This is a genomic window from Loktanella sp. Alg231-35 (assembly GCF_900143545.1).
In the GTDB taxonomy this organism is placed as follows: domain Bacteria; phylum Pseudomonadota; class Alphaproteobacteria; order Rhodobacterales; family Rhodobacteraceae; genus Yoonia.
The window spans coordinates 166,295-184,831 of record NZ_FREV01000008.1 but is presented as its reverse complement, the minus strand read 5'-3'; the positions used below and the strand labels follow the sequence as shown (position 1 = coordinate 184,831).

The following is an 18,537-nucleotide window of genomic DNA, read 5'->3' as shown; positions in this document are numbered from 1 at the left end:
CAACAATACGTCGAGGCAACAGAATCGTTCGCCCACGATTGCCTTTGGAAATGGGCGTTGGCAGGTCAAATCTGATTTGCCGCTGTGAGCCATCAGCGGTGCCCATCTTGGGCAGCTCGCGGGCCAGCAACGATCCGGCCTCTTCCAGACGCAATCCTGTCGACACCAACACGTCAGCGAAGAGTGCATTGCGAACCCCATTGCGATCCCGGGCACCCGGGCGTTCGTGGCCTGTCCGGGTCAAACCCCGTAGGCCAACCCGATTGAACAGCCGATAGGTCTCCAGCGATACGAAACGCGGCTGGAACACTTCCGATGAAGGCTCATAAGCCATATTGCGGTCTTCATGAGCAGCGCGACGACCGCCAAAACCTCTCCGCCAAACCTGCCGGTGCCGAAAGGGGCTGTCAGCGATCATTCCTTGATCCACGCCCCACCGATAGAGCTTGTCGAGCGAAGCCACCGAGCGATTCCACGAAGATCCCGAAATGCGATGAGAGGCGACACCGCGCCGCCGGGCACCATGAAAAGCAACGATGTCTTCGTGTGAAACCAGCCAGATCGTCTTGCCGCATGCCTGATCCAAAAATCGGACCCAAACAACAATGTCGTATCCGATCGCCCGCAATGAATGGGGCGACCGGGTCCCGTTCAGCGGAAGTTCAACAAAAAAACGATCCAGGTCGGGATCATAAAGCTCACCATCCGACACGATCCTTGGGATATGCCGGTCTAGTCCATCCGCTTCGCGGGTCTCCAGTAACCTGATCTCGCGTCCCAAAAGCCCATCCCAAAAACCCTCACCCTTGCACATCACCCTACGGCGGTGATCAGGCCAGCCACCGCCAGCTTTGTGGGGAGCGCGGCGGCTGGCCTGACCACCCCCTGCGTCCCGCAAATGGCCATGAGACCAGAAGACAAACGGATGGTACAGACTGTCAAGATAAGGCGACCAACTCGTCAAAGGCATATTAGCGTTTGTTGCATTTGACCTTCTGCGTATCGAGACGCTTTGGCCCGCAAACCCAGTGCACGGTCTCATGGCCGAGCACCCCATAGTATCTGGACGCTTCAAAGAACGTCGCGATGGGCGGCATGTGGATAATATCCTTGACCGGGTGGAAGTAGGCCCGTGGCTCATCGCTGGTGATGATCTCCGCACCGGTTGCGGCAAAGAACGCATCAAGCTCCGGGTCACTCTGGGTCCCCAGATCGCGGGGTGGCTCCGGGCGGATGTAGTAATCCTCGGGCAGACCCTCGATCTGATCTGCATTGAAGACGTTGTTGACCTTCGCGAAACGGCTTTGCCGGGTTTCGGGTTCTCCGGTCTGTGTGTTTTCGGCGTCACGCTCATATGTGCCGTAGTAAACCGAGCGTGTCGCTTTCTCGCCTTTCCGGACGCAACCGCCCAGTTCAAGCGCCTGGCGGAAAGTCATCCAATGGGATGACTGAAACCCATGGATGCTGGCCGTGGCACAAAGCATCAGGACATTGATCCCGCGATACTGCTCGCCGTTGTGCCTGCGCGGGAATGGAATCCCTGGTGTGTCCCCTGTCCACGGCTTGCGCCAGGGCGGGGTGCCCTCTTCGATCTGGGCGATGATTGTGGCGGTGACGTGAGCCTTGATGTCGATCTTCATGATCTTTCCTTTCGATATGCTGAGACAAAAGAGGCGTCACGCTGATGCGCGACGCCTGTTGCGGTCTGGTTTGATTGTGATGGGTGTCAGCCGAAGCGGCGGCCACTCACGGTGAACGTGTATTCATTGGCAATGATGGCGGCCGCGATCTCGCTCTCCGACGTGATGTGGTCATGCTCCACCTCAAGCTGCTTGTAGAGCCATCGGGCAAGGTCGCGCATCGCGAGCGTTACCGTATCTTCCGCGTCGTCAGTGGGTGGCTGAGCATGCGCGTTGTCGCGTTCTACAGTGATGACCATTGCGTATTCATCGCAATACCGCCCTTCATGGCCGATATCGGCGAAAAGCTGATAGAAATTGCGCTGTTGCACCTCTTGCAGCCGATCGGCAATTTCATGAAGCGTTTCATCTTGCGGCGCATGGGCACGGATTGCGAGACTACCACCACGGGTGTAGCGCCATCTGCCTTCGAAACATGCACCATCGCCCTGGTTCCAAAAACCAGAAAACCAAATGCAGGGTTCGCTCATCGTTCCCCCTCCATGCAGCTTCACCGAGCGCGTCTTTGGCGCGATGCCAAGGCAGTCACAGATCAGGGCGAAGTCGTCGTAAACTGACTGCCACCACCCGTCGTGGCCCCCGAGGCTGCGGTACCAGTCTTTTGCCGTTTCCTGGGCGGCATGCGAAAGCTCATCGTAGGTGTAAACGACGGTTTGGATGACCTCAGGCATCGTTGGTCTCATAGGTTGCCGGCAATGCAAGCCAGGCTTCAGCAGCTTCAACCGCGCGCTGAATGCTGCCATCTTCATCGTTGAAGATGCCTTGCATCTGGTAGACTTGGTGCAAAAGGTCGGCCAATTGTGCTTTCGCCGATTTTGTCAGGTCAGCAAGTGCGTTTGTGACGTCGACCGCATGTTTTTCGATCCAGATGGCGTCGTCGACATCCCCAAGTGCTCTATACGCCTCTCGCCAGTTGTCTGGGCATGGCGCGGGCCCCTGCCAATCTTCGGCACACCATGCCAATGCGGCGGCATCGGCCTGATCTCCGGTGGTAAACGGGCGTGCTCTGATCCCGTTGCAGTCGTCGGTGATGACAATCCAGATGTTCATGATCTTTCTCCATGATCAGTTTCTGAACCCTCTGAAGCTGTCTTTTTCTTTTCGCGGGCTGCATCCCGGCTTTCGGCGGCATAGATGCGGTAAGCGCTTTTGTCCCACAGTCCGAACGCCAGATTTTCCTGATCTGCCAAGTGGCGCAGGTCACAAAGGACGAAGCTGAGGGCATCGCCAATGCATTCGGCATCAGGATATGCAGCTTGCAACAGATCCTTCATTCTATCGCACTGCCAATCAGTATCGGACCTCGGCTCCACATTCCCATATGTCATCGCTTCCGATTGGACGTGTTGGATGGTCAGTCCTTGCAGCGCCACATCCGTCGTACTGTCCGCATCCATGAGCCGGGCGACATCATCCTGGATAAGATCGGACTGCGCCGAGAGTGAGCTTTCCGCAGGGCAGCTGTAGATCAACTGTACCGTTGCTGTGATCTCTCCTTGCATTGTGCATCTCCTTGAAATGAAAAACGCGCCCCGCTGCATATGCAGGCGGCGCGCGCGTATTGCTGTTTGTGAGGGCGTGGATCAGTATTCAGAGGGCAGTAAGATCGTCATGACCCGCCGCGTTTGCGTTGGATCATCCGGCTTCTCGGAACCCGCCGCATATTGCCGGTCGTAAAGATCAATCTTGAACCAAATAACGGTATCTTCGCCGTCCACTTTGATGGTGAATGCCCCAAAATCATGTTCGCCATATGGGTCATTGTCCGCTGAGAAGTTGTCGAACAGCACAATCTCGAACTGAATACGCTGCATTGTGATCGCATCAAGATCCGCCATGCCCGGCGTCATCATAATGCGGCCACGGATGCGGCGCGATTGACCATAGCTGCGGCGGAATTCATCGTTCTGCCGGGCAATCTCACCGTGATCAATTTGGGGGGCATCGCTCATGAGCCTGTCCCGTGCCCGACCGCGTCAGACGCTTTCGTTCCAAAACGCGGCCAGCTCCGGATATGCTTGAGCCCTTCAACAGCGTCTTCGATCTCGGCCGGTTTTCCGATCTTCGCTTCCCAGGCACGCAGAAACGTATGGGCATCGCAATCTTCTTCCAGCGCGATCGTTTCGCCCGTGATGTCACGATAAGAATAGGGCGTAATGTCGTCTTCGGTAATACCGACAGCGCGCAATTCGCTGGGCGTGACCAAAAGCCAGCCGTGGCTGGGGTCACTGATGAAACTGAAACGCGTTCGTGGTTCGGGCATATGTCCCATTGTGGTCTCCTTTGTTGTGGTGATGGATGTGCCAAAGGAAAAAGGGCGCCATGCTCTCGCATGACGCCCGCGCGTTGGGGTCCTGTCAGGGAGGGAACTGGACCCCGGTATTGCGCGACGCTTAGGCCGCGTCTTGCATTGGCTGCTCGGCCAATTTGATGATGTTGAACTGGCCAGGTTCCGCGCCCTCGCCCTGCACGGCGTTTGCGCGGTGCCGTGACCCTGTGGGTGCGTAGAAGGACAGCGAGAAATAGTCGTTGCCACGGTCAGAAACCGCTTTCCATGCGGACCCGATCCGAATGATGTGACCGGATGGAGACGTGACTTCCATGCGGAAATCCGGGTGCTTTTCCTCCTGCTTGTCTTCGACGGGGATCAACACGACGTTCATGGAGAAATCATAGCTTTCGATGATACCGGCCAGGGCCCCATCGTCGGTCAGCTCGAGGTTGCCGCCAATCATGATTGGGGATGTCTCGCCGCCGGCCAATGGAACGACTGTGAATTCGCCTTTGGGCGTTGTGTCGTTGCGCACGGCGTTCATACGCCATGTCTTGCCGTTGCGGTCTGTCATGGTGATTGAGTAGTAATCGTTGCCCGAGTTTACGCCCACTGCTTTCCACATCGAACCGACACGCAGGGCATTGCCGCGGGGTGTCCGGGCCTCGATGTGATAGTCAGGGTGGTTGTCAGCATTTTTGTATGCGTTGGGAAAGACCCGCAGGTCTGCGATGTCGAAGAGCAATGTTGCGATGCTCAGCTTGAAGTTTGGTGATTTTACGACGGGTTTCAGTGTTCCGGTGATCATTTTGGCGTCCTTTGATTTGAGGTTTTGATCCACATGTTTGTGCCGGATCTCTTTTCCGATCCCGTGGGATCGCCCTCGGCAGAGCCGCCTTTCTCCTTTCGTGTGCTACCGTTGCCCTAGACACCACACCAGCTACGGCATTCTGCCCTAACCAAAAACGACAGATTCCCAATCACTGTCGGTTTCGGGAACCTCTTCCTGTGCGCAGATGTGAACACCGCTGGAGTGGGTACGGACATTGACCCATTCTTTCGGCCACAGGTTCACTGCAACCGGGCCAAGATGTTCAATTGGCGCGTAAATGGGAAATTCATGTCCATCATCCGTTATGATGGTTCTCTTGGCAACTGCGCCTGGCACGACGACAAGTTCTTTTGGCATATCTGGGCTCCCCAAAGCACTGTGCACAAATGATCTTGGCATTATGATATCACGGTTTTGCAATCATGAAAGAAGGCTGGTCATATCCGTGATCACCTTGATGAAGATTGCAAACCACATCTCGGTTCCGCCTAAATATCCGGCAATGAAAACACTCCCAAAACCCAGACGCGTATGCAGCTGGGACCGTGGGAACTTCCGCAAAAAGAAGAACGCGGCACCCGTGAAAAAGACAATGATCCATCCGAACATAGAGTATGATTAGCCGGTCCTGCCGTCATTTATCAACTTTTTCAGCGTAGAGATTGTGACGCTGGCGCTTGGGCGCATGACGCACCAACTCCAAATAGGCAGCAGACCAGCTCCACAGTGCATTCTCCCGGGGCGCGTTTGCGTGGTTCACTCTGGTTTGCCCATGTGGTGTAGTATGGCCAGCAATGACAAGGGACACCCATATGAAACCGGATCTCAAATCCATGACGCGCAAGCAGCTCGAGAAGCTCAGCGCAGATATTGACAAGGCGCTCGCGCGCGTCTCCAAGACCGAAATGAAGGCGGCATTGGCGGCAGCAGAGAAAGCGGCCAAGGCACATGGGTTCTCGCTCGCCGAGATTGCGCCGGGTATTGGCCCAAAGGAAGGACCAAAGAAAAAGATCGCCAGGAAACCGAAGAAACCCGGTAGCCCCAAATACGCCAATCCGGACGACAAAACCCAGACATGGACCGGCAAAGGGCGGCGGCCCGATTGGTTCCTGGCCGCAATGGAAGCAGGCAAGTCACCGGACGATCTCGCGATCTGAATGCCGGGTTCATTGCGGTAAGCAATGAAGAACGGTTCAGGATTGTCTTAGGTCAAGTGTTGATAAGCCAGCCACTCGATGTTCGTCATATACCCCGTCGAGCCGAGGTGGTCCTAGTGAAATACTGCTCATCCTCAGAGATTGAGTTGGTGTTTCCCGCCACTAAGAGAGGTGCGCTCACTATCTCTACGCTACTGCTTTGACAGGTGATTTTACATCAAGACAAGGCTGCCCGAGATTTTTGGTATCCTTCGGACACGAAGTGAAGTGCAGTCACAGGTAACATTAAATGGAAATTATCGTTCGGTCATAAATGCAGACTTTCGCTGCCATGGCTACGAACAGGAAAGATGCGGGACAAAAGTTGCCTTTGCTGGCGCAGCTATTGCTCACGCAGCATTAGCCAACACATGCAGCGGCGTTCATGCGGCGTCGCAATTCAAATCGTCGAAGCGGTCATCCCCAGCCGGTCTCGGCGTCACCATTCAAACTGCACTTCGCCGCATGATATCCGGACAAGAGAGACGCGTGTCCGATTTGACTTGGACAGCTTTTTTACTTGTGGCGCGCGTCAGCCAATGCAAATAGGTCCGCCCAGCCGGACAAGTACTATGGTCATCCCACGCGAATTTTGAAGTCTTGTTTTGCTGTTCAGCGTTCAGTTCACCTTTTTTGTTGAGGCACTTTGCCTGCAATAGTCTCTACTTTGACAAGGCAAGAATGCGCCACGGGACCCTGGGCCAGTCTTGATGTGCCTTTGTCACGGGTCAGCACGTTCGGGTTGCCACGGCGGCAGAGGTCGCCGTCAGAATAGAGCCATGCGCCGGTCGCAATCTGGATAACGCCGGGTCGGATCATGTCGCTGATCCGCAGTTCAGCAAGGCATGCGCCGCGGGTGTTGTGAATTTTGACAATCTGACCTTCGATCAGCCCGCGCACCGCAGCGTCTCTCGGGTGCATCGTCATCGGTTCAACGCCCTTTGGCCGGTCAGCCTGGCTGACCGCGCCGTGATCTAACTGGCTGTGCAGCTTGTTGCGGGGCTGGTTGGATATCATGTGCAGGTCATCCGGGGCTGCGCGGCCCAGCCATTCGGTCGGTTCCATCCACGCGGGGTGGCCGGGACAATCGTCATAGCCGAAGTCTGCGATGGTCTGCGAAAAGATTTCGATCCTGCCCGACGGTGTGGCGAGCGGGTTGGCCTCTGGGTCGGTGCGAAAAGCGTGCAGCATGACAGTGGGCTTGTCCGGCACCGGTACCTTGACCCAGCCGTCGCGCTGCAAGCTCTCCCAACCGGGCAGCTCAACACGTTGTCCTGCGGCCTGTTGGCGCGAAACCTCCCAGATCCAGCGTTGCCAATCCTGCGGGCTGCGCCCTTCGGTAAACGCCTCTTCTACCCCCATTTCAGCGGCAATGCCACGTAGGATTTCGTGATCATCACGCGCCTGTCCCACGGGTTCGATGGCGCGGTCCATCACCACTTGATAGGGGTCTTTGGGCGTCAGTGCGATGTCGCTGCGCTCCAGTGGCGTGGTGCAGGGCAGCACTATATCGGCATGTTTGGCCAGTGCGTTCCAGCACCATTCATTGGCGATGATGGTCTCGGGCTTGGCCCAGGCCCGCCGCATACGGTTCAGATCCTGATGGTGGTGGAAGGGGTTGCCACCGGCCCACCAGACGAGCCGGATGTCGGGATACTCGTAAGACGCGCCGTCATAGTCGAATTTCCCGCCCGGGGTCTCCAGCATGTCTGTCACGCGCGCCACGGGGATGAAATCCGGCACAGGATTATGGCCTTGCGGAAAGGACGCATAGTTGATTGGCGTGCGGTTCAATCCGGTGTTGTTCATCGCCGAATAGCCGAACCCAAGGCCCGTCCCCGGCAGGCCGATCTGCCCCAGCATCGCCGCAAGTGCGATGGCCGCCCAAAACGGTTGTTCGCCGTGATCCTGACGTGTCAAAGCCCAAGCGGTTGAGATCATTGTCCGGCTGCGCGCCATGCGACGGGCCAAATCACGGATGGTGTCGGCAGGTAGTTCGCAGATATCTGCGGCCCATTCAGGTGATTTGGGAATGCCATCCGTTTTGCCCAACAGATAGTCAGCAAAACGCGCAAAACCGACGGTATAGTTGTCAAGGAACGCTTGATCGTGCAGTTCTTCGGTGAGCAACACATGGGCCAGCGACAGCATCAGCGCCACGTCCGTATTGGGCCGAATGGGTAGCCAATCTCCATCCATTTGGGTAAGCAGGTCCGAGCACAGTGGCGAGATATTTACGAAGTCAACACCTGCCTCATGCGCGGCCAGAAGCCCGTCTTTTTGTACATGTGCGCCGGTGCCGCCTTGGCTGATCTGCCCATTCTTCAAAGGCACGCCGCCAAAGGCCACGAAGAGCTCGCAATCTGATGCAATACTTTCCCAGCTTGTGGTTGTATCCAAATGCCCGCGGAAGGTGCCGAGGACATGAGGTACGAGCACCTCTGCCGCAGCGAAGGAATACGTGTTTTTGGAACCGGTATATCCACCGATACAGTTCAGAAACCGTTTGAGTTGGCTTTGCGCGTGGTGAAACCGCCCAGCACTTGCCCAGCCGTAAGACCCGGCATAAATCGCGCGGTTGCTATGGGTAGAGCGCACGCGGGTAAGCTCTGCAGCGACCAGCCGGTTGGCTTCCTCCCAGGTAACCTCCACGAATGCGTCCGACCCGCGTTTGTCACCCGCCGTGCCCGGGCCACCTTCCAGCCAGCTCTTGCGCACCATCGGGGCCGTGATCCGTGTTGGGCCGTCAAGCACATCCACTATCCCCGGCCCAATTGGCGAGGGATCTGGGTCATGCTCAAACCCACGAAGGTTGGTGACACGACCATTCTCAACATCCACCCGGTAGGTGCCCCAATGCGTGCTTGTGAGCAGATCCCGTTCGGATTTCGTCATTGGATCACCTATGCCGTTAAAGGTGTGAGTTCACCGCGTTCGAACATATCGCGCAAGGCGAATTTCTGGATCTTGCCGGACCCGGTCATCGGAAAGCTTTTGACCTCAATCCAAAGATTTGGCGTTTTTTGTGGAGACAATTCGGATCGGCAATGAGATTTCAGTTCCGCCGCGCTCAAAGTTGCATCGCCCGATGGCCGGAGGAAACACGCAATTAACTCGCCCCACTTCTCGTCGGCGATACCGACCACAGCGACTTCTTGAATCTCTGGATGTGTTAGCATCGCATTCTCGATTTCCGCAGGGAAGTGGTTCTCTCCGCCACGAATAATCATCTCTTTGACCCGACCGGTGATCTTTAGATAGCCTCGATCGTCCATTGTGCCCAAATCACCAGTATGAAGCCAACCATCTGCGTCAATCGTCGCCTGCGTGGCTTTCGGGTTGTCGTGATATTCAAGCATAGTGCACGGACCGCGCGCGCAGATTTCACCTGGCTCGTTCAGCTCAGCGCAGGAATTGTCGCTCAAACGTCGGATGGACACGTCTGTTCGCGGGATCGGCTGGCCAATCGTCTTGCAGATATCATCAATGCTGTCGTCCAAGTGGTGCTGGGTGATAACTGGGCAGTGCTCCGTTTGGCCATAGAGGGTCGAAAATCCGCATCCAAACGCTTTCTTCACCCGTCGTACCAAATCCGCGGCGACATTTGCACCGCCGCAGCTGATCACGCGCAGCGCAGTTGTATCACGTGGGTTAAGTTCCTGTTCCTCAAGGAGGGCGACCACCATTGTCGGAACGCCTAAGACGACATCGGCCTTTTCGCTTTCAAGTAGATCGACGATGCGCGGCGCGTCAAACAAACTGACAAGTACCATATGCGCGCCTACCTGCATTGCGCCCAGCGTCACCATCCCACAGCCGGATGTGTGAAACATCTGCATAATATTGATCCAGATGCTGTTTTGTGTGACGCCGCAGCGGTTTGCATAGAAGTGCGCATTGTTCAACAGCCCCCTATGGGATAAAAGTGCTGCCTTTGGAAACCCGGTCGTTCCTGACGTGTATTGAATTTGTGCCGGATCGGAGGTCGACACTTCTGGAAGACGTGCCTCGTTTGAGCCTCGTGCGAACAAAACGTCGTGATCATCAAGATCAGTTACTTCCCGCAGGGTCGTATTGCCGTCGCTGGCAAGCGTGGCGATCTGTGTCATAGGGTTGCCCCTGAATTCCTGAACATGGAACAGGCCAACAGCGCCAGACTGCTCGAGTACATACCGAAGTTCTTTGGCTTGCAGCGATGGGTTGGCCGTTACAAGCACCAGACCGGCAAGCGCACAGGCATATTCCATCAAAACCCATTCAGGGCTGTTTGGAGACCAGACCACAATCTTTTCGCCCTTGGTAAAACGCGAACTCAAAGCAAGCGCTAGTCGTTCGCAATCATCCCAAAGCGCGCCGTATGTCCAGGAGCGTCCCCGAGACCCATCTTGACGGATCTCAGTCAGTGCCGGCTTGTAGATGTTGCTTGCTGTGACCTCCCTTAGGCCTTCGCCAATAGGCACATCGATTGCATCCATGTCTGACTGAGCTGGGAAATACGCTTTTTCGAGGTGTAAGTTGTACATTTGTGGCTCTGATTATTCATTGTTCTCATGAAATATCAGAGGCAACGTGCCGCGAATTCTCAAATATCAAAAATCTATGTATTGATAATTATTTTACATCAAAGTCGCTGCCCAACGACTTGCGCACAGCGTCGACAAACGGGGCTACAATTGGGTTCGCGCTGTCGCTGCGCCAAATCAGTGAGGTCGTGATAACATCGCCAACATCGCTGATCGGAATAGCCCGCAAACCAAAGCGCGCGGCGTTCATGATGCAATTGGGATAGATCAGAACCCCCATGCCGCCCAGAACGAGGGACAGCATCTCGTCGCGCAAGTAAGCCCGCTGAGAAATCTCGAGCGAGAAGCCACGGGCAATACAATGCTCGTTGACCATATCCGTATACCGCTCCCATCTGGCGTCGCCCGCAATGATGGGTTCGCCTTTGAGCTCTTCCAGCTCCAGCGTGGCCCTCTTGGCCAACCGGTGCGCTCTGGGCACAACAGCGGCAAGTCCTTCAACACTGAAAACCAATCGCCGGAAATCCGGCGGAATAGGCGTGTCCATGTCAAAAATAAACCCGATATCTATCTGGCCTTTCTGCATTTTTTCAATCTGTTCAAGCGTACGGGCGAAACCTATGTCAATCTGTATCTTCGGGTTTTTCGACCGAAAATTTTCCAGCACATCGGGCAATCCACCCAGGATCGCAAAATCCACGTAATTTAGTCGTAGCCTGCCGCCTTTGCCGTCTGCCGCATCGCGGGCTTCCAATGTGGCAGTCTCAACCATCTCAAAAATCTGATCGATGCGCGCATAAAGCGCGGTGCCAGCCGCAGTCAGTTCCACAGATCGTGTTGTTCGGAAGAACACCGACGTTCCCAAAACATCCTCCAGCGCCTTAACAGAGTTCGACAGCGCTGGCTGGGATGTGTTCAGGACGTCAGCGCTTTTTCGAAAACTGCCTTGCTCAACTACGGTTTTGAAGACGAGGAGTTGGCGAAGTGTTGGTAGCATTATTGATATTCCAAAGTTATCAAAACATAGAAAACTAATAATGGAAAATATCAGGTTTGCCAACCATGCTCCCATAACCGGTCAGCGAACCGAGAGTCACAACTGGAGCAACGCACCTTGCCAAAAGTTCTTTACGAGAAAGACGGCCGCATTGGTCGGATCACCCTGAACCGTCCCGAGGTGATGAATGCCATCGACGATGACTTGCCCGGCGAGTTGGCTGCGGCGGTGGCGCAAGCGGATGCCGACAGGGACGTGCATGTGGTGGTCTTGTCGGGTGCGGGCAAAGCGTTCTGTTCGGGCTATGACCTGGCGCATTACGCCGAAGGCAAGGGCACAAATCAGGTTGTGCAGGAGATGCCTTGGGATCCGATGCAGGATTTCCAGTTTATGTGGGCCAATACGCAGGCCTTCATGTCTCTCTTTCGAGCGATGAAACCAGTTATCTGCAAGGTGCATGGTTTCGCCGTTGCTGGCGGGTCAGACATCGCGCTCTGCGCGGATCTTACGATTATGGGAGACACAGCGCAGATCGGCTACATGCCCACCCGTGTTTGGGGCTGCCCGACGACGGCGATGTGGGTGCATCGGTTGGGGCCGGAAAAAGCCAAGCGCATGATGTTTACGGGCGACAAGATCACCGGGATTGAGGCTGCCGAGATGGGGCTGGTGCTGAAATCCGTGCCAGATGCGCAATTGGATGCCGAGGTCGAGGCGCTGGCGCAGCGAATGGCGAGCGTTCCGATCAACCAGCTGGCGATGCAGAAGATGGTGATCAACGCGGCTGTGGAAGAAAAGATCAACCAGACCCAAAGATTGGCCACCGTCTTTGACGGGATCACCCGCCATTCGCCCGAAGGGATGAATTTCAAGGCCCGCGTCGAGGCGGTCGGCTGGAAACAGGCCGTTCAGGAACGCGACACGGGCCGTTTTGACTGGACCACCAACACACCCATCAACGACCGCTCGGAATAACCGCAGCGGCACATATTCAACACATCCTAGGGAGGAAACTTATGTTGAAATCACTCGCCACCATCGCAGGGCTAAGTCTTGCAGTCGCCGCTGGAACGGCAGAGGCAGACGACATCCAGCCGCACCAGTTTAAGGTGCTTGGGACCTGGAGTAGTCTCAGCCAGTTCAAAAACTACGAAGCGCCGTTCTGGACCGAAACCTTGTCTGCAAACACCGAAGGTCAGATGAGCGGCGAAATCGTCTCCATCTCTGTCATGGGCTTGAAAGGGTACGAGACGCTCAACTTGCTACAAAACGGTGTGTTCGATATGGGCAACATGGTTGTTGCCTATGTCACCGGATCGACGCCCGAGATGGAAGGCATCGATCTTGCTGGTGTCGCAACCGATATGGCCAGCGCACGTGCGAACGCCGATGCATACCGCGACGTGATCAATGCACGTCTGGCGGAGCAGAACCTGATCATGCTGGCGCATTACCCCTTTGGTCGCCAGTTCGTGTTCTGCAAGGACGAGTTCGATGGCTTGGCCGGACTTGAAGGCCGTAAGATCAGAACTTCAAGCGCCACCCACGCAGACTTCTTGTCCGGCGCAGGGGCGACGAACGTGACGATTGCATTCGGTGAAGTTGTTCCTGCCATTCAGAACGGCGTCGTCGATTGCGCGGTCACTGGTGCGATCCCAGCCTATGACGCTAGCTGGCACGAGGTGATCAACTATGTTGGCGAACTGCCGATTAACATGGGCATGGCGGGGCTCTACGCGAACCTTTCCAAATGGCAGAGCATTGATGACGCATCTCGCGCCGCACTGGCCGAGCAGATCAGCAATTGGGAAGACACGACCTGGACGAACTATGTCACCGAAGAAAACGAGGGGTTGGCCTGTCTGACGGGTGATGACGCGGGTTGTTCCAAAGGTGATGCCGTCGGCATGAGCCTTATCCCGATGACCGAAGAAGATAGCGCGCAGGCCAAAGGGATCCTGCAAAGCCATGTCTTCCCAGGCTGGCTCGAGCGCTGCGGCGACGCGGACTGCGCAGGCCCGTGGAACGCCACGATCGGCGCGGCCAACGGTCTATCCATTCAGTAACGCGCTTGGCGGCACTGGCATGCTGGTGCCGCCATCCAACTTTGCAGGGGGTTTACCATGTTGATCCGAACACAAGGCGCGCTTGACCGTGTCTCAGAAATTGCCGTTTGGGTCGCAGGGGCGGCCCTTTTGATGACAGCTTTCATGGTTGGATTGGAAGTCATCATGCGTAAGCTTTTTAACTCGTCGCTTGGGGGCGCGGATGAAATTTCAGGCTATGTCTTCGCGGCAGCTACGGCCTGGTCCTACGCCGCCGTGATCAGAAAGAAAGGAAATGTGCGGATCGACGTTGTCTATAATCTGATGCCGCGCCCTTTGTGTATTGCATTGGACATTCTCAGCTTTCTCGCACTTGGCGCGCTGTTCGCACTTATTGGCTGGTACGGGTTTGAATTGGTCAAAGGGACTGTTGAAACCGGCCGTATCTCGGTCACGCCCCTACGCACACCGCTATCTATTCCTCAGATTGTCTGGATCAGCGGGATCGGGCTTGCATTGGCGATGTGGGTTTTGATTGCGCTTCGTGTTACAGGCAATGTCCTGCGCCGCAACTGGGATGCAGTCTCTGAGCTTATCGGTTCCGAAGGCATCGAAGGCGAAATCAAAGCGGAGCTGGTCGAGACGGAGGGCAAATCATGATCCTTATCGTCACTTTCTCACTTCTACTTCTGTTCATCTTCCTTGCAATTCCGGTTGCTGCAGCACTTGGCCTGTTGGGCGTGGTGCTGGACGAGAGCTTTTCCATCATGCCTTTGCGTCGCGCCATTGGTGACATGATGTGGGAAAACTCGATCGAATTTCTGCTCGTTGCGGTGCCCATGTTTGTTATGCTGGGCGAGATCATGCTGCGCTCGGACATCGCTGAAAAGATGTATGATGCGATGGCAAAATGGCTGTCATGGCTGCCGGGCGGGCTAATGCATTCCAATATCGGTTCCAGCGCTATCTTTGCGGCGACCTCTGGGTCTTCCGTTGCCACGGCGGCCACCGTTGGGACGGTTGCGGTGCCGCAGATCGACAAGCGCGGCTATCACACACCCCTGTTTCTTGGCTCGCTTGCCGCCGGTGGGACACTTGGCATTCTGATACCGCCTTCCGTTGGCCTGATCATCTACGGGCTTTTGACCAATACATCCGTGCCCAAGCTTTACCTCGCGGGAATCTTACCGGGGCTGGTTTTGGCGGGGCTCTACAGTCTTACCATCGTCCTTCTCTGCCTCGCCAACAAAGGCTGGGGCGGCGAAAAGATCTCAATTTCGTGGTCTGAGCGTTTCGCGAGCCTGCCAAATCTGTTGCAACCTTTGTTCATTTTCATTGTGGTCATCGGCTCCATTTATGCGGGTTGGGCGACGCCGACGGAAAGTGCCTCTCTGGGCGTTCTTGCGGCACTCTTGCTGTCGTGGAAAAACGGCAAGCTGACACGGGATATGCTTCTGAAATCATTCGAAGGCACCATGCGGACAACAGCGATGATCATGCTGATCATTCTGGCAGCGGCCTTCTTGAACTTCGTGCTTGCCGTCATCGGCCTCGCGGCCGCATTCCAAAGCTTTATCGAAGGCCTGGGCCTGTCCCCGTTTCAGGTGTTGTTGATCATTATCGCCATCTATCTAGTGATGGGGTGTTTCATGGAGAGCCTGTCCATGTTGATCACAACGACCCCCATTGTCGTGCCGGTGATCGTCGCCCTTGGGTACGATCCGATCTGGTTCGGTGTGGTGCTGATGTTGCTGCTGGAAACCGCTTTGATCACACCGCCTATTGGGCTGAACCTCTATGTTGTGCAATCCATCCGCCAAAGCGGACCAATCAAAGACGTAATCAAAGGGGCGATCCCGTTCGTTTTCGCCATGTTCGTGATGATTGGCCTTGTGATTGCATTTCCCTCGATGGCGCTGTGGCTGCCATCTCTTCTGTAAAAATTTGCGATAGGAAAGTCCCATGGATCTTAAGAATAAGACGATCATTATCACCGGCGGTGCACGCGGCATTGGTGCGGCCTTAACCACTCGGTTCGCCAAGGAGGGTGCAAAGGTTGTTGTCGCCGATCTGGACGAAGGTGCGGCTCGTGCAACCGCGGCCGTGATTGATGGTTTGGCTGTGGCATGCGACGTCACCAAGGAGGCCGATGTGCAGGCGTTGGTTCAGCAGGCAGAGCAGCACTTTGGCCCGGTGGATATGTTCTGCTCAAACGCGGGTGTGTGTTTAGGCGAGCCATCACATTCAGCCTCGGCCAGCAATGACACCTGGGGCCTTTGCTGGGACGTTCATGTGATGGCGCATGTCTATGCCGCCCGCGCGGTTCTGCCAGGCATGATCGAACGCGGGAGCGGCTATCTGTTGCAGATGTCTTCGGCTGCCGGGTTGCTGAGCCAAATCGGTGATGCGGCTTATTCTGCAACCAAACATGCTGCCTTAGGGTTCGCTGAATCCGTCGCGATCACCCATGGCGGTGACGGGATCAAGGTTTCGGTCATTTGTCCGCAATATGTGGCAACCCCGATGCTGGGGTATGCCGATAAAGGCGCATCAAGCGATCTGCCGGGTGTGATCACACCAGAAGCACTTGCAGAAACCGTGGTTGAGGGTGTTGCGCAGGAAAGCTTCCTGATTTTGCCGCACGCGGATGTCGCGCAATTCATCCAATTCAAGTCTGCCAACTACGACAAATGGCTGGGCGCGATGCGAAAACTGCGCAGCAAAATTGTAGACGAGATCGGGTCCACAGATCTGGAAGCCATGCACAAGCTGGTGTGATCGTTATGACGCCTCACCCTCGCTTTGAGACATACGCCAACCAAAAAGTCAGCATCGGCGGGCAAAAAATCTGCTTTAGCACCAACGGAATTGCAGTGACGCCGGAGCGGCCCACACTTGTTCTGGTGCACGGTGCCGGAGGGTCCAAACTCGACTGGCCGCAATCTTGGCGGAGTGTGGCCGAGGCGACTGCCCCGTTTGGCCTTCCGTCGTCGACGGCTGTTCTGCCCGGTCAAGGGGGGCAAGCGCTGCACGCGCATCCCGTGATTGCGATTGATCTTCCGGGCCATGGTGGCTCGGGTGGCCTAAGCTTGCCTGATATCACTGGCCATAGCCGCGCAGTCACCGGTTTCCTGCAGGCGCTCAATCTGGAAAACGTCTGTCTGGTGGGGCACTCAATGGGTGTCGGCGTTGTCTTGTCAGCCGCGTTGCAATCTAGCAAGCGGATTTCCTCACTATGCCTGATCGCCGGGGCGGCGCGAATGCCAGTCACACCCGAATTGCTGAAGGGGTTGCAGAACCAAACCGAAGATACCGTCGCCGCCATCGCCCGCTCTTGCTGGCACAAATCAACGCCAGAACACTTCGTGAAGACCACACAGCAAAGGATGATGTCTGCCGGAGGAAACGTTCTGCTGAAAGATTTCACTGCATGTTCAAAACTGGACCTGAGCGCAAAGTTGGCAGCGCTTCAAGTCCCGACATTGATCCTTGCATCGCAGGAAGATCGCTTGGTGAAAACCGCTGAAATCAATGCCATGGCGCAAGCTATTCCAAAGGCTCAGCTTCAAATCTTCCATGAATGCGGACATTTCCTTCATGCTGAACGCGCGTCAGTGGCCGCGGCTGCACTCGCAGGGTTCCTTGCGAACGCAGCCTAGTTGCCAAGTCATTCTGCGGCAATGGGTTTGGTTGGGATGTCCACCAGCTTGCCGCGTGGTATCAGGCGGTCTGCGTCATACATCGGCAGGGTGCAGAGCTCACCGCTCTGGGTGGACCCATCAGCGCAAAGCACCTCCACCTTTGTGCCGGGACCCCGCGCAGGGTCGTCCATGCGCACAATGCAGACACCGCAGCCCTGATAGGGCGAATAGCCCGAGGAGCAGACCCGACCGACCTCTTTGCCATCGATGGTCATGACGTGTCCAAGTTGCGCCACGCCGCCGGTGACTCGCATGCCCCAGGTGCGGCAGGATTTATCGGCGACCTCCAGCGCTTTGTGGCCAACAAAGTCACGGTCGTCAAATTCGACAAAACCGCCAAGCCCTGCGTCGAACGGCGTGGTGTCTGCCCCGAAATCCGACCCGGCATTGAGCAACCCGGCCTCGATCCGCCGCGCCCTGAACACTGGCGTTCCGGTCAGCAGAATGCCGAAGTCCGCGCCAACCTCCATGATCTTGTCACCGATGGCGGGGATGTCAGTGTCGGGTAACATGTAGACTTCCCAGCCCAGTTCATTGGTGAAGCCCGAGCGGCTGATCCAGCAGGTCTGGCCTGCGATGGAAACCTCGGTGCAATCAAAGTAGCGGAAAGGATCGGGCATCGGTCCGTCAAGCACAGCTGCCAGCAGTTCCAGCGAGCGAGGACCCTGAATCTGGCTGACCCAGACATCCGGGTTGTGGATTTTCACGTCCAGCCCTTCGGCGTGTGCCTTGTACCAACTGAACAGGTCGCCGTCGGCCTGCGCCATCCAGAACCTGTCTTCCGCAAGCCGCAGCAGCACCCCATCGGTGATCATGCCGCCATCGTGATAGCAGGCGAACTGATAGGAACAGCGCCCCGGCTTCACCTTGCTGACGCTGCGGGTGAACACTTTGTTCAGCAAGGTTTCGGCGTCCGGCCCGCTAATCTCGATCGGCAATTCTCCGGTGTGGCGGAAAATGACGTTGGTGCGCACGGCCCAATACATCTCGTCATCTGTGGCGGTGTCGAGTTTTTCCGGCGTCAGGCGCGAGTTGTAGAGCGTGTATTCGGGATCATAGGGCAGTTCCATGTAGCTTAGCGGATGGGCAGGCATGGTGCGGGCAAGCTCGCGCGGACGCGTCCCTTGATTGGGGAGCGCCTTAGCAACGAAGCGGAAGTTAGTGAGGTCAGTTGTCATGATATTCACCGTTTAGATTTGTTAGACGCCTGCGGGTGATCTTCGACAAGGACAGATGGATGCCACGCATTAAGTTTGGGATATTCGGTCATG

The 18,537-nt window shown here is 56.1% G+C and carries 20 protein-coding genes; 7 read left to right on the top strand and 13 right to left on the bottom strand.

Features of this window, described 5'->3' with window-relative positions; translation table 11 throughout:
* From DHN10_RS17815 to DHN10_RS17775, 9 genes are all read right to left on the bottom strand, one after another.
* Positions 1 to 898 (bottom strand): site-specific integrase (locus DHN10_RS17815; RefSeq protein ID WP_234417180.1); only part of this gene is annotated, 898 nt, incomplete at its 3' end.
* A 73-nt stretch (positions 899 to 971) separates the two neighbouring features.
* Entirely contained in the window at positions 972 to 1,640 is a 669-nt protein-coding gene (locus tag DHN10_RS17810; protein ID WP_108816702.1) for an ArdC family protein, read from the bottom strand.
* Between the two features lie 86 nt (positions 1,641 to 1,726).
* On the bottom strand, positions 1,727 to 2,371 hold the full coding sequence (locus tag DHN10_RS17805) for an antitoxin of toxin-antitoxin stability system (RefSeq protein ID WP_108816701.1): 645 nt from the start codon (positions 2,369 to 2,371) through the stop codon (positions 1,727 to 1,729).
* Positions 2,364 to 2,750, bottom strand: coding sequence for a hypothetical protein (locus DHN10_RS17800; protein WP_108816700.1), 387 nt, complete (start codon positions 2,748 to 2,750; stop codon positions 2,364 to 2,366). Before DHN10_RS17800 ends, DHN10_RS17805 begins: the two co-directional genes overlap by 8 nt.
* Positions 2,747 to 3,202, bottom strand: a complete 456-nt coding sequence (locus tag DHN10_RS17795; protein WP_108816699.1) for a hypothetical protein — start codon at positions 3,200 to 3,202, stop codon at positions 2,747 to 2,749. The genes DHN10_RS17800 and DHN10_RS17795 overlap by 4 nt, the downstream gene beginning before the upstream one ends.
* 81 nt (positions 3,203 to 3,283) lie before the next feature.
* Positions 3,284 to 3,652: a DUF3768 domain-containing protein gene (locus tag DHN10_RS17790; protein WP_108816698.1), complete on the bottom strand. Its 369-nt coding sequence runs from the start codon at positions 3,650 to 3,652 to the stop codon at positions 3,284 to 3,286.
* Positions 3,649 to 3,972 (bottom strand): hypothetical protein, encoded by a 324-nt coding sequence (locus DHN10_RS17785; protein ID WP_108816697.1) that lies wholly within the window; start codon positions 3,970 to 3,972, stop codon positions 3,649 to 3,651. Before DHN10_RS17785 ends, DHN10_RS17790 begins: the two co-directional genes overlap by 4 nt.
* A 121-nt stretch (positions 3,973 to 4,093) precedes the next feature.
* A complete protein-coding gene (locus DHN10_RS17780) occupies positions 4,094 to 4,780 on the bottom strand; it encodes a DUF736 family protein (protein WP_159087069.1) in 687 nt (228 codons plus the stop codon).
* 147 nt (positions 4,781 to 4,927) lie between these two features.
* Positions 4,928 to 5,161, bottom strand: a complete 234-nt coding sequence (locus DHN10_RS17775) for a hypothetical protein (RefSeq protein ID WP_108816695.1) — start codon at positions 5,159 to 5,161, stop codon at positions 4,928 to 4,930.
* A gap of 455 nt (positions 5,162 to 5,616) precedes the next feature.
* Between DHN10_RS17775 and DHN10_RS17765 the strand changes: the two genes are divergently transcribed.
* Complete coding sequence (locus DHN10_RS17765; protein ID WP_108816693.1) at positions 5,617 to 5,961, top strand: H-NS histone family protein; 345 nt, start codon at positions 5,617 to 5,619, stop codon at positions 5,959 to 5,961.
* A gap of 663 nt (positions 5,962 to 6,624) precedes the next feature.
* On the opposite strand, the gene DHN10_RS17760 is transcribed toward DHN10_RS17765, so the two are convergent.
* The 3 genes from DHN10_RS17760 to DHN10_RS17750 all read right to left on the bottom strand — a co-directional run bounded on the left by DHN10_RS17760 (position 6,625) and on the right by DHN10_RS17750 (position 11,520).
* The gene (locus DHN10_RS17760; RefSeq protein ID WP_108816692.1) at positions 6,625 to 8,895 is read right to left on the bottom strand and encodes a molybdopterin guanine dinucleotide-containing S/N-oxide reductase; all 2,271 of its coding nucleotides are present in this window, start codon (positions 8,893 to 8,895) and stop codon (positions 6,625 to 6,627) included.
* 8 nt (positions 8,896 to 8,903) lie between these two features.
* Positions 8,904 to 10,523, bottom strand: a complete 1,620-nt coding sequence (locus tag DHN10_RS17755) for a class I adenylate-forming enzyme family protein (protein WP_108816691.1) — start codon at positions 10,521 to 10,523, stop codon at positions 8,904 to 8,906.
* A gap of 88 nt (positions 10,524 to 10,611) precedes the next feature.
* Complete coding sequence (locus tag DHN10_RS17750) at positions 10,612 to 11,520, bottom strand: LysR family transcriptional regulator (RefSeq protein ID WP_159087068.1); 909 nt, start codon at positions 11,518 to 11,520, stop codon at positions 10,612 to 10,614.
* A gap of 102 nt (positions 11,521 to 11,622) precedes the next feature.
* Between DHN10_RS17750 and DHN10_RS17745 the strand changes: the two genes are divergently transcribed.
* Genes DHN10_RS17745 through DHN10_RS17720 form a run of 6 tightly spaced genes read left to right on the top strand, consistent with a single transcriptional unit; the run spans position 11,623 to position 17,224 of the window.
* On the top strand, positions 11,623 to 12,495 hold the full coding sequence (locus DHN10_RS17745; RefSeq protein ID WP_108816689.1) for a crotonase/enoyl-CoA hydratase family protein: 873 nt from the start codon (positions 11,623 to 11,625) through the stop codon (positions 12,493 to 12,495).
* 41 nt (positions 12,496 to 12,536) lie between these two features.
* Positions 12,537 to 13,586 carry a TRAP transporter substrate-binding protein gene (locus DHN10_RS17740; protein ID WP_108816688.1) on the top strand — a complete coding sequence of 350 codons (1,050 nt, stop codon included), beginning with the start codon at positions 12,537 to 12,539 and terminating at the stop codon, positions 13,584 to 13,586.
* 57 nt (positions 13,587 to 13,643) lie between these two features.
* Positions 13,644 to 14,225: a TRAP transporter small permease subunit gene (locus tag DHN10_RS17735; RefSeq protein WP_108816687.1), complete on the top strand. Its 582-nt coding sequence runs from the start codon at positions 13,644 to 13,646 to the stop codon at positions 14,223 to 14,225.
* A complete protein-coding gene (locus tag DHN10_RS17730; protein ID WP_373444402.1) occupies positions 14,225 to 15,505 on the top strand; it encodes a TRAP transporter large permease in 1,281 nt (426 codons plus the stop codon). The genes DHN10_RS17735 and DHN10_RS17730 overlap by 1 nt, the downstream gene beginning before the upstream one ends.
* 22 nt (positions 15,506 to 15,527) lie before the next feature.
* Positions 15,528 to 16,343, top strand: coding sequence for an SDR family oxidoreductase (locus DHN10_RS17725; protein ID WP_108816686.1), 816 nt, complete (start codon positions 15,528 to 15,530; stop codon positions 16,341 to 16,343).
* Positions 16,344 to 16,348: 5 nt separating this feature from the next.
* Complete coding sequence (locus tag DHN10_RS17720; protein ID WP_159087067.1) at positions 16,349 to 17,224, top strand: alpha/beta fold hydrolase; 876 nt, start codon at positions 16,349 to 16,351, stop codon at positions 17,222 to 17,224.
* A gap of 8 nt (positions 17,225 to 17,232) precedes the next feature.
* Here DHN10_RS17720 and DHN10_RS17715 read toward each other — a convergent pair whose 3' ends face one another.
* Complete coding sequence (locus tag DHN10_RS17715; protein ID WP_108816684.1) at positions 17,233 to 18,444, bottom strand: aminomethyltransferase family protein; 1,212 nt, start codon at positions 18,442 to 18,444, stop codon at positions 17,233 to 17,235.
* Between the last annotated feature and the right edge of the window lie 93 nt (positions 18,445 to 18,537).